At 51.1% G+C, this 10,381-nt stretch carries 12 protein-coding genes; 6 read left to right on the forward strand and 6 right to left on the reverse strand.

The genetic code is table 11. From position 1 onward, the window contains the following. The first annotated feature begins 125 nt into the window (after positions 1-125). A complete protein-coding gene (locus ACTHUE_RS06170) occupies positions 126-1,757 on the forward strand; it encodes a hypothetical protein (protein ID WP_100066626.1) in 1,632 nt (543 codons plus the stop codon). Positions 1,758-1,867: 110 nt separating this feature from the next. Here ACTHUE_RS06170 and ACTHUE_RS06175 read toward each other — a convergent pair whose 3' ends face one another. The 4 genes from ACTHUE_RS06175 to ACTHUE_RS06190 all read right to left on the reverse strand — a co-directional run bounded on the left by ACTHUE_RS06175 (position 1,868) and on the right by ACTHUE_RS06190 (position 4,690). Then, positions 1,868-2,557 (reverse strand): hypothetical protein, encoded by a 690-nt coding sequence (locus tag ACTHUE_RS06175; protein ID WP_004518931.1) that lies wholly within the window; start codon positions 2,555-2,557, stop codon positions 1,868-1,870. Then, entirely contained in the window at positions 2,539-3,594 is a 1,056-nt protein-coding gene (locus ACTHUE_RS06180) for a beta-ketoacyl synthase N-terminal-like domain-containing protein (RefSeq protein ID WP_004518932.1), read from the reverse strand. Before ACTHUE_RS06180 ends, ACTHUE_RS06175 begins: the two co-directional genes overlap by 19 nt. Then, positions 3,591-3,881, reverse strand: coding sequence for an acyl carrier protein (locus ACTHUE_RS06185; protein WP_003748215.1), 291 nt, complete (start codon positions 3,879-3,881; stop codon positions 3,591-3,593). The genes ACTHUE_RS06180 and ACTHUE_RS06185 overlap by 4 nt, the downstream gene beginning before the upstream one ends. Positions 3,882-3,964: 83 nt before the next feature. Then, on the reverse strand, positions 3,965-4,690 hold the full coding sequence (locus ACTHUE_RS06190) for a 16S rRNA (uracil(1498)-N(3))-methyltransferase (protein WP_004518933.1): 726 nt from the start codon (positions 4,688-4,690) through the stop codon (positions 3,965-3,967). Positions 4,691-4,870: 180 nt separating this feature from the next. On the opposite strand from ACTHUE_RS06190, the gene ACTHUE_RS06195 reads away from it, so the two are divergent. Continuing rightward, positions 4,871-5,659: an inositol monophosphatase family protein gene (locus tag ACTHUE_RS06195; protein ID WP_004518934.1), complete on the forward strand. Its 789-nt coding sequence runs from the start codon at positions 4,871-4,873 to the stop codon at positions 5,657-5,659. Between the two features lie 264 nt (positions 5,660-5,923). On the opposite strand, the gene ACTHUE_RS06200 is transcribed toward ACTHUE_RS06195, so the two are convergent. Together ACTHUE_RS06200 and ACTHUE_RS06205 are read right to left on the reverse strand one after the other, a co-directional pair. Then, the gene (locus tag ACTHUE_RS06200; protein ID WP_004518935.1) at positions 5,924-6,391 is read right to left on the reverse strand and encodes a YchJ family protein; all 468 of its coding nucleotides are present in this window, start codon (positions 6,389-6,391) and stop codon (positions 5,924-5,926) included. 6 nt (positions 6,392-6,397) lie between these two features. Further along, a complete protein-coding gene (locus ACTHUE_RS06205) occupies positions 6,398-6,577 on the reverse strand; it encodes a hypothetical protein (protein ID WP_004518937.1) in 180 nt (59 codons plus the stop codon). 1 nt (position 6,578) lies between these two features. Between ACTHUE_RS06205 and ACTHUE_RS06210 the strand changes: the two genes are divergently transcribed. The 4 genes from ACTHUE_RS06210 to ACTHUE_RS06225 all read left to right on the forward strand — a co-directional run bounded on the left by ACTHUE_RS06210 (position 6,579) and on the right by ACTHUE_RS06225 (position 10,263). Further along, positions 6,579-7,427, forward strand: coding sequence for an RnfABCDGE type electron transport complex subunit B (locus tag ACTHUE_RS06210; protein ID WP_440361237.1), 849 nt, complete (start codon positions 6,579-6,581; stop codon positions 7,425-7,427). A gap of 71 nt (positions 7,428-7,498) precedes the next feature. Further along, a complete protein-coding gene (locus ACTHUE_RS06215; protein ID WP_107848638.1) occupies positions 7,499-8,497 on the forward strand; it encodes a BtrH N-terminal domain-containing protein in 999 nt (332 codons plus the stop codon). An 80-nt stretch (positions 8,498-8,577) separates the two neighbouring features. Then, positions 8,578-9,321, forward strand: a complete 744-nt coding sequence (locus ACTHUE_RS06220; protein WP_440361230.1) for an SH3 domain-containing protein — start codon at positions 8,578-8,580, stop codon at positions 9,319-9,321. Positions 9,322-9,348: 27 nt separating this feature from the next. Then, positions 9,349-10,263, forward strand: a complete 915-nt coding sequence (locus tag ACTHUE_RS06225) for an ABC transporter ATP-binding protein (RefSeq protein WP_440361229.1) — start codon at positions 9,349-9,351, stop codon at positions 10,261-10,263. The last annotated feature ends 118 nt before the right edge of the window (positions 10,264-10,381 follow it).

Genomic DNA, 10,381 nt, shown 5'->3' on the forward strand with positions numbered 1-10,381 from the left:
CTTTATATGACAAGTTTCAGACGGCCTAAGACCTTTTATTCCAATTTTCAACCTTTCAGCCACAGTTTTACACCGCCTAAAAATAAGTTGGCGGATGCTGACAGTGTACATAGTATAATTACACTTTGAACAAACAACCTGATTCTATTGCCTTTATGAAACCGTTTTTCTGCAAAACCGCCATTGCCCTCAGCCTGACCCTCCCCGCCGCCGCCAACGCTGCCGAGTATGTCTGCAATGTTGAAGGCATCACCGTTTATGCTTCATACCAGATCAATGACGCCTGTCGCATAGTTGAAACAAACAATGTAACAGAAAACAGCGTCGTTGCGATTCCGGGCGACACTCCGGTTTTAAAAACGGTACAAACAACAGAATTTAAAGCATCTGCCGCAGACTACATTAATGCTTCTCAAGCAACGCCCGCGGTACAAACCCCAGTCGTTGTTGCTCGAAATGAATACGGTATTCCGGCACCTATTTCCATTCCGATGGCACAAACTCGACAAGCTATGCTAGCGAATAAAACCATTGCAGACAGCGCAATCGTTTCCAACAATACGCCTGCTTTGGAAACATCAGCCGTTGCAAAACCTGAAAACTATGTTGTCGATGCTGCTGTCCACAACACAACTCCTGTCGTACAAACTCAGACGACTGCCGTTCAAGAGGACAACACTATTGTTCCTCCTGTACTCATCGCGCAAACCCATACCGTTACAGCCGACAAAGCCATTGCAGACAGCGTAATCGTTCCCAACAATACGCCTACTCTGGAAGCGCCGCCCACAATAAAAGCTGAAGACTATGTTGCCGACACTACTGTCCGCAATACAACTCCTGTCGTACAAACTCAGTCTAGTGCAACCCAAACAGAAAACAGTGTTGTTCCTGTAATGCTTGCCGCACAAGCCCAACCTACTGCTTCTACCGAGAAAACAGTTTCAGACGGCCTTGCTATTATTAATGAAACACCAGCTGTTCAACCTGTTGTACCTGCAATCCAAACTCCACAAGAGATTATTCAGAACTCGGCAGTTCAGCCGCAAACTTCAACTACCCAAAATAACCAAGCGGTAACAGCTCAGGATGAAGTGCTCGATAAAACACCTACCAAAGTCGAGACTAAGCATAAAGGCAAAACTTATGCCAAAACCTCCTCTCGACGCAAAGCCAAGGTTAACCGTACTAAAGCCGATAAAACAGCCGTTGTCCGCGCATCTGAGGAACAAGCAGCCAAACCTATTGCCACCGCTTCAACCGAACCAAGCACGCCGGCAACTGCCACTCCGGTAGAGCATGGCAAAACCACTGTCCCAACACCTTTCCCACAAGCATACAAACCGGCAGCCGATATTTTGCTGGATAAAGGAAATAGCGACAGCGATATCAAAATCCTGCCGAATGTACCGATTACCAGCGTGACCAACACAGCCGAAGCTGCCAATCCGCGCATCAATATTACCCTGCGCAACCGTCAGAACAAATCACGCAGTTCTTCATACAGCAAATACAAAGCCCCTGTTATCCGTACTGCACCTGTGGTTACGCCGGCTCCTAAGCCAAGCCCTAAAGAAACCCGCAAACAGATATTGCAGACCGAAGTACGCAACGAACAGGCTGCTATTACCCGCCTTCAAACCCAGTTGAACGCGGCCAAACAAAAAGGCGATCAGATTAAAATCCAACAACTGACCCGTACCATAAACGCCCGTAAAGCGAATATCCGCGCTATTCAAGGCGAGATGTCTCGTTGATTGGTTTTTTATACAAAAAGGCCGTCTGAAAACATTTTCAGACGGCCTTTTTAATGGTACAGACCTTATTTATTCAACAGACAAATACTTTCTCTAAAATCATTTGCTGATCACGCCAAAGTACATTTCTTCACATCCCTACCCTCGTGCGCCATTACTGCTTCTATCCAATCGGCGATATTTTGCCAATAATATTGCGGCTTTTCAGACGACCTATCAGTCTGCATCACTTCATCATTCAACACAACGGGAACACCCTGCTCTGCACCGGCTTCAAGCACAATCCAAATACTGCCTTCATGGGTATCGGCTCGGGCTACTTGATGTTCATATGCCCAGCCAACCGCAGCTTGTCCGCCATTTTGCAAAGACTGCATCGCCAGAGATAATGGATGAAAGCAGGTATCTACATTGTTGTCGGCAGTAACGACCAAAGTTGCACCATGCGTGCCTAACGCTTGCGCGGCATGAAAGACTGGGGAGTTGTGCAGGTTGGCAATAAAGTCAAACGGCATCGCGGCGTGATGGTTCAGCACATTGTCTGCCATTTTTTCAAACACGGATGGCGAAGAAAACGGCGTACCAAGAAAAACGGCGCAATCAGGGCGGATTTCGCTTTGTTCCTTTAGCTGCCCTGCACCAAGCGCGGCAATCAAACTCAAGCGGCTGAGGCGGCGAGTATCTATACCGCTTTGCTGCTTTAAGATTTGTTTGAGGATTTTACCGCCGGTGCCGGCGTCAGTATCAAAACGCACGGCGGCGGTAATACGGATATTAGGATTTACGGTTGCCATTGCCATACCAAAGATGTGTTGCTGCCGCCAAAACCAAACTGATTGGCCAAACAGAAAAAGCCGCCTTTTTGTGAAGCCGCGCACTCGGAAAAACGAATTTTCCACCCCTGATAATCGTTGCTTCCGCCTTGTTTTAGAGCGGATAAAAGCAAGGCTGTTTCAAGGGCTGCCGTTGCGCCAAGCGTGTGTCCGATTTGCGGTTTGAACGCCATCAAGGGCGGCAGTGTACCGAATATATTTTCCAGTGCGGCCAATTCGGCGGCATCGCTGTCAGCCGTGCCGATGCCGTGTGTTTTAACGGCCGCAATGCTTTCAGGAACGATGCCTGCAATATCTAACGCACGTCGCATCACTTGCTCTTGCGCTTGGCCATCGCTTTGAATCAGGTCATTGCCTGTATTGGCAGCGTGTCCTATAAGTTTCAGACGGCCTGAAGATTCAGGAGCAGCGGAAGATAAGGCAAGCGCGGCAACACCTTCGCCTAAAATCAAACCGTTTCCGCCAAAAGGCTGATACTGTTCGGTCAGCAAACCCAAGCTGTGAAAATGCAGCAAAGTCAGTCGGTTGAGGTTTTCAATCCCAAGCACAAAGGCACGCTCCGCCTCGCCGCGCAAGCAGTTATCCGCCTGAATGAGCGCATGGGCGGATGAAGTGCAGGCAGTAGCGAAACTGAAAATCTGCCGATTGCCGCTGCGCCGGCGCAAATCTTCGGCGAGATAAAGCAGATTGTGTTCTTCTTCCGCCCTATTGCCCACAAAATGGCGGTTTTCATATTCGGAGATGGAATAGGAACTAGACCCGATAAACACCGGCGCATCATGCCAACTTTCAGATGGCCAGCCTGCATTTTCGGCAGCTAGGCGCAAATGTTGTTCGGCGATATCCGCCAATTCCTTCCGCCCCAAACTGTCGCTAGCAAATGCACGAAAATAAGCAGCCTGCTGCGGCTGGTTTAAAAACGTATAAGACACCGCATCAGGCCGTCTGAAGTCCGTTTGCGGATTCAAGGCAGAAGTGGCCGCCGTACCGAAAACCCAACTCACGCACCATGCTCCGCACGGATAAACGCCGCCAAATCGCGTACGCACATCATATGTTTGCGCACCATACGGTCGCCCTGCAGGCGCACTTGGAAATACTGTTGCAAAGCAACGCTGATTTGCAGCGCATCAAGCGAATCCAAACCGACCGGACTGTCATCGCCAAACAAAAGCGCATCGTCGGTGAAATCATCCATATCCACATCGTCGGCCTTATCGGCCTCTTGCACGATTAACTTTTTCAATTCCGCTTCCAGCTCGTGCTCGGCCAGTGTAAAGGTGTAAGACATTTTTTAAACTCCCATTTTTATCTCATGAAGCAACAGCTCGTTTTAGCGAAACTCGCTACGCTCGTTTTCAGACGGCCTGAACTTTATGCAAAATCGCCCCAAAGCGTCTGCATGGCGGCAATGGCCGCAAGTGAGGCGGTTTCGGTACGCAACACCCGTTTGCCGAGCGTAACGGATTGAAAACCGGCATCAAATGCCTGCTGCTCTTCCTTCTCCGTCCAGCCGCCTTCAGGGCCGACCATAAACACGACTTTGCCGGATTGCGGCTGAACATCGCTCAGTTTTTGTGCGCGGTTCAAACTCATTAACAGTTTGGTCGTTTCCTGCGGCAACTGTTGCAGAGCCTGTGCATAAGTCGTCAGCGGCAAAACCTTCGGCACAATATTGCGGCCGCTTTGTTCACACGCCGAAACAACAATTTCCTGCCAACGCGCTACCCGCTTTTCAGCACGTTCGCCGCTCAAGCGGACGACACAGCGTTCGCTGATGACCGGGCGAATTTCTGCCACGCCCAATTCCACGCTTTTCTGCAAAGTGAAATCCATGCGCTCGGCGGCGGATACCGCCTGTACCAATGTAATGTTCAGCGGCGATTCGTTGTCCGTTGCCTCTTCACGCAAAATCCGCACGCTGGCTCGGCGTTTTTCCAAAACTTCTGGCAAAGCCGGATATGCCTTGCCATTGCCGTTGAACAACACGATTTCTTCCGTGTTTTTCACGCGCAATACATTCAGATGGCGCACCACATTATCGGGCAATTCGACCACGCTGTCGGGGCTTAAGGCAAAATCAACATAAAATCGGGGCATGGTTTCCTGCTTTATTCATGTATATAATTTAATGTATATAATTTAAATTTAAAATTTCGTGAATGAAGTTGAAACACGGCGACATACTCCTGCCTGCTTTCGATTTCATCCACTATAATTTGAAAACTTCCCGAATTTTAATCCACTGTCGCGCAAAACTGCAAAAAACAAGGATACGCCGTGCTATACCGTTTACAGAAAGTCGTCCGCCACATCGCCCAAACCGAAGTCATGCCGCGTTTTCTGAACACGCCGTCACGACGCAAGGAAGACGGATCGGTTTTGAGTGAAGCAGATTTGGCCGCACAAACCGCTTTTGCCGCCGCCCTTCCCTTATTGGAGGATTGTCCGATGTTGGGCGAGGAAATGAGCTTTCAGGAACAAACCCGTTTGTGGAACGAACATTCAGACGGCCTATGGATTGTCGACCCTATCGACGGCACAAACAACTTCGTCAACGGTTTGCCGCATTTTGCCGTATCCGTCGCGCTGGTTAAAAACGGCCATGCCGAATTGGGCGTGATTTACAATCCGGTCAGCGGCGAATGTTTCTATGCCGAACGCGGCAAAGGCGCATTTCTCAACGGCACGCCGCTGCCGCTGCGTTCGGAAAACAAAAAACTCAACGAATCCATTGCCGGCGTAGAAATCAAATACCTGCGTTCGGGCAAACTCGCCAGCCGCATGAATACCCTTGCCCCATTCGGCACAATCCGCAGTATGGGCAGCAGCACGCTCGATTGGTGCTACCTTGCCAGCGGCCGCTACGATATTTACATCCACGGCGGACAAAAGCTGTGGGACTACGCTGCCGGTGCATTAATTTTTGAAGAAGCCGGCGGCTGCCTGACCACTTTGGAAGGCGACGATTTTTGGAGCGGCGAACATGTATTTAAGCGTTCCGTCATCGCCGCATTGCAACCCGAGCTGTTTCAGCAATGGGTGAAATGGATTCGAGAAAATCAGTAAAAATACCGTTTATCTTCAAAATATCACGATTATCTTGCAACTTATTGAAATTATTTCACTTCTTAACAGCATTTAATACTAAAAACGGTAGAATATCAATCGCTGACACAACACCGCTCTTTCATCCCTTTTGGGCGGTGCAGCAAGTAAGACGTTTTCCCGCAATGTATTGGCCATTCATACTTCTCCCTTAGTATGAATGGTTTTTTTTATCTGCAAAAACAGCTTAGGCCGTCTGAACGTTCAGACGGCCTGTTTACACTACTATTTGAAAAACTGTCCGCAACACGCCTTAAACTTTTTGCCCGAACCGCACAAACAAGGCTGTTTCATCGTCGGTAACGCAACGGTCGGCTCAATAAAGTACCAACGCCCGTCTATTTTCACAAATGCCGACAATTCATGATGGCACTCAGTTTGCCCGTTCTCTTCAAAATACGCCTCAAACTCGACCAAAGCATGCAGCTTGCCAAACGGCACATGACGGATAACCTTCAATCCCGACCACTGCATCTGCCTACTCCATGCCGCCAAATCCTGCTTGTCCAACAAATTCTGCTGCGCAGGGACAGTCGTGTCCACGATATAGTCGATTTCCTGCAAAACATACGCGCTGTAACGCGAACGCATCAACTCTTCCGCCGTCGAGGCCGCCGCCTCACGCGCATGAAACGGTGCGCAACATTCCGTATAAACACGCCCCGACTGACAGGGGCAAAGTGTAGCCGTCATTCCTAATTACCCGAATAAATCCATTTCAAAATTATAACGCAAACCCGACTCAGGCCGTCTGAAAACGAGCGTAGCGCGTTTCGCTAAAACGAGTGTAGAGAGTTTCACTAAAATAAGCAAAGCGGGTTTCGCCAAAACAAACGCAACAATCTGATATAATGCGCCTTTTCGATTTTGACTATCCATGATGACCATTCCCATCCAAAGCATCAGCCGCCTGTTGCCGCAAACCCAATGCCGTGAGTGCGGCTATGAAGGCTGCCTACCCTATGCGCGCGCCCTGTCGGCAGGAGAAACGCCGGTAAACCTGTGCGCGCCGGGTGGGGAAACCGTCATGAAAGACCTGGCCGACCTGTTGGGCAAGCCCTACCTCGCGCCGGCAAAAACACAAATCAAAGCCGTGGCCCTGATTGACGAATCCGCCTGCATCGGCTGTACCGCCTGCATCCGCGCCTGTCCTGTCGATGCCATTATGGGCGCGTCCAAACTGATGCACACCGTCATCAGCGACGAATGCACCGGCTGCGGCTTGTGCGTTACCCCCTGCCCCGTCGACTGCATCGACATGGTTCCCGTATCGCAGCCCTTCCTGCCGTCCGCACGCCGTTTCAGCACCTCTGCCGAACCGCGCTTTGCCGCCGCCGAACACGCACAAAGCCGTTTTGAACGCCATACCGCGCGCAAACAGCGCGACGATGCCGAACGCAAAGCACTGCTGGCGCAACGCGAAGCCGCCGTCAAAGCCAAACAGGCCGCACAGGCACAAGCCCAAACAGCCGCACCAAGCGCCGTATTCAACCCCATGGATTTGATTGCTAAAGCCATGGCCAAAGCGCAATCGCAGCAGGACAAACTCGTCTCCTCCGACAACCGCGAAGACTTCAAAGCGCGCCAAATCGAAGAAGCCAAAGAACGCGCCGAACTGCGCCGCGCCCAACGTGATGCCAAATACGGCAACGAAGCCGAAAAAGCCGCCGCCATCGAATTTCTGCGCCGCTACAAAGCCGAGCAGGAAGCGGCCAAAGAAACCCGCTGATTTCCAAAACAACAAACCCATTCCGACCGCATCAGGCCGTCTGAAAACATTGCACGAAAACCAATAACTTTATGACCATACAAGAATTTCCACACCAGCATACCGCCCATTGCGAAAGCGGTGTGATGTCCACCCTGCTCAAATACCATGGCCACAATTTAGACGAAGCCATGATTTTCGGCATTGCCCACGCGCTGACATTTGTCTGGATGCCGCTGATCAAATTAAACGGCATGCCGCTGGTTTCCTACCGTACCGCGCCGCGCAGCATCATCAAAAACACCTGCAAAGCATTGGGGCTGAAATTATCCGTCCGCAAATTTTCCGACGCACAAAGCGGACAAGCCGCGTTGGATGCCGCACTATCCTCAGGCAAACTGGCCGGTTTGCAAACCTCCGTCTTTTGGCTGCCCTACTTCCCGCCACAAATGCGTTTCCATTTCAACGCACACAATCTCTTGGTGTACGGCAAAGACGGTAACGACTACCTGATCAGCGACCCCGTATTTGAAACCGTGCAACGCTGCGCCGCCGAAGATTTGCAGCGTGCGCGGTTCGCCAAAGGTGTATTGGCGGCAAAAGGCATGATGTATACCTTGGAAGACAACAGGCCGTCTGAAAAAATCATGGCAGACTTGCCCGCCATTATCCACAAAGCCATACGCAAAAACGCCAAACATATGCTCGCGCCGGTCTTTTTCATCGGCGTAAAAGGCATCCGCACGCTGGCCAAAAAAATCGAATCCCTGCCTGCCAAACAAAACGACAAATACCAAAAACTGTTTCTCGGCCATTTGGTGCGGATGCAGGAAGAAATCGGTACCGGCGGCGCAGGTTTCCGCTACATCTACGCCTACTTCCTCGAACAGGCCGCCCATATCTGCAACGAACCTGCGTTTCAGACGGCCTCAGAACAAATGACCGCCATCGGCGACCAATGGCGCCAATTCGCAGCAATGTGCGTGAAACAGTGCAAAAAACCGTCCGAAAACGGCTGCCGCAACATTGCCGAATTTCTGCTCAAAATTGCGGATGATGAAGAAGCGTTATGGCGGGAATTATTGAAATAATCAGGATTTATTCGATCCCGATTAATCTACCGTGAATTATTTTGACATTCAGGCCGTCTGAAAACTAAAAGAAATTAAAAATGCGTTACCTAGCTACTGTCTTATTTTTGTATTCCGCCTTGACCCATGCCGCGCCGCAAAATGGCTTTGCCTTGGTTCATGATGCCGACGGACACACCAATTTGCGCGAAAGCCCCGATTTGAATGCCAAAGTCTTGGCAAAAATTCCCAACGGCACGCCGTTGGAATGTCTGGGTGATGGCGGCGAAGGCAGCCTGAGTTTCTGTACTGCCCAGCTGCAACAACCCGCCGCAGAAGACTACGGTTTCATCCATTACAGCCGTCTGATATTTCCCGCCGCCGATAAAAGCTTCGTCCGTCTTCGCGAACAATCCAGTCGCGACGATACGCTGACTTTGTCCGGTAGCGGACAAACGGTACACATCGTTGCCCGCCGCATCCATCCAAAACTCAGCGACTTCTCGGGCATCAACAAAGACAAATACACCGCGCGGCTCTATCGAGGCAAACCTTTCTATGGTACAGACTACGACATTCCCAAAAGCGTGTTCGCGCTTGAACGTATCACGCTAAACGGTCAAGCGGTTCCCGCTGCCGAACTGCAAGGACTGTTCTCGCCCGATTTTGCTGCCACCGCACGCGGCAGCAATGTATATCAAGGCTGGGAAGCCTATTACCGCGGCAGCGATAAGACGCTTTATCTGTTTGGCAGACAAGGTTCGGACGGCGCTCCCTTCGGCGTCTGCTTTATATTTAAGGACGGCAAATTCCAGCGCCGTTATTTATGGGGTGCTGCGATTTAAATATCGCTTGAAAGGCCGTCTGAAACCATGATTCAAATCCAATCCCTCTCCCACCGTTATCCCAAAGCCGAAACTGCCGCGCTGGACAATGTGTCGTTCGACATTGCCGACGGCGAATGTTTGGGGCTGCTCGGCCACAACGGTGCGGGGAAAACGACGCTGATGTCGCTTTTGGCCGGCTTGCAGGAAGTACGGCAGGGCGAGATTTTGTTTGACGGCAAGCCATTGCGTCTGTTAAGCCGTAGCGAGCGGCAGAAAATCGGTTTGGTGCCGCAGGATTTCGCGTTTTATCCGCAGCTTTCCGTGTGGGACAACCTGCTGTTTTTCGCCTCGCTTTACAAAGTGCGCGACAAGGGTCGTCTGAATGCGCTTCTAGAACAGACCGACCTGACCGCCCACAAAAACAAGGCGGCAAAGCATCTTTCGGGCGGGCTTAAACGTCGTCTGAATTTTGCTATCGGCCTGATTAACACGCCGCAACTGGTGTTCCTTGACGAAATCACGGTAGGCATCGACCCGCAGTCGCGCCGCTTTATCCTCGACAGCGTGGCGGATTTGACACGGCAGGGAGTAACGGTGGTTTATACCTCACACTATCTGTCGGAAATTGAGCAGCTTTGCGACAAAATCGCGCTGCTGCAACACGGCAAGCTGGTGTACCACGGTGGTTTGGACGAGCTTTTAAGTACGCAAACCGGTATTGTGCGTTTTACTGTCGAACCGCCGTTGCCGCCTCAGACGTTGATCGCCTTAGGTGCCAAACAAGTAGACAGCCGCGGCATGATGGAAACGGCGCACGATGCCGCCGCCGTTTACGCCACCCTGCAACAAAGCGGCGCGCAAATCCGCTACTTCCAGCAGGGACACGGTTCGCTGGAAACGTTTTACCTTGATTTCCTGCGCAAAGACGAGCCAGCAACAGATAAGCAAAACCCACAATGACGATTTCCTCCCTCCTCAAAGAACTCAAACTGCTCTGCCGCGACCTGCACGGTTTGGCCGTGTTGTTTGTGATGCCCATCGCCTTCATGCTGATTATGTCGTTGGCGCTGAGCCGCGA

The organism is Neisseria sp. P0021.S005 (assembly GCF_051956955.1).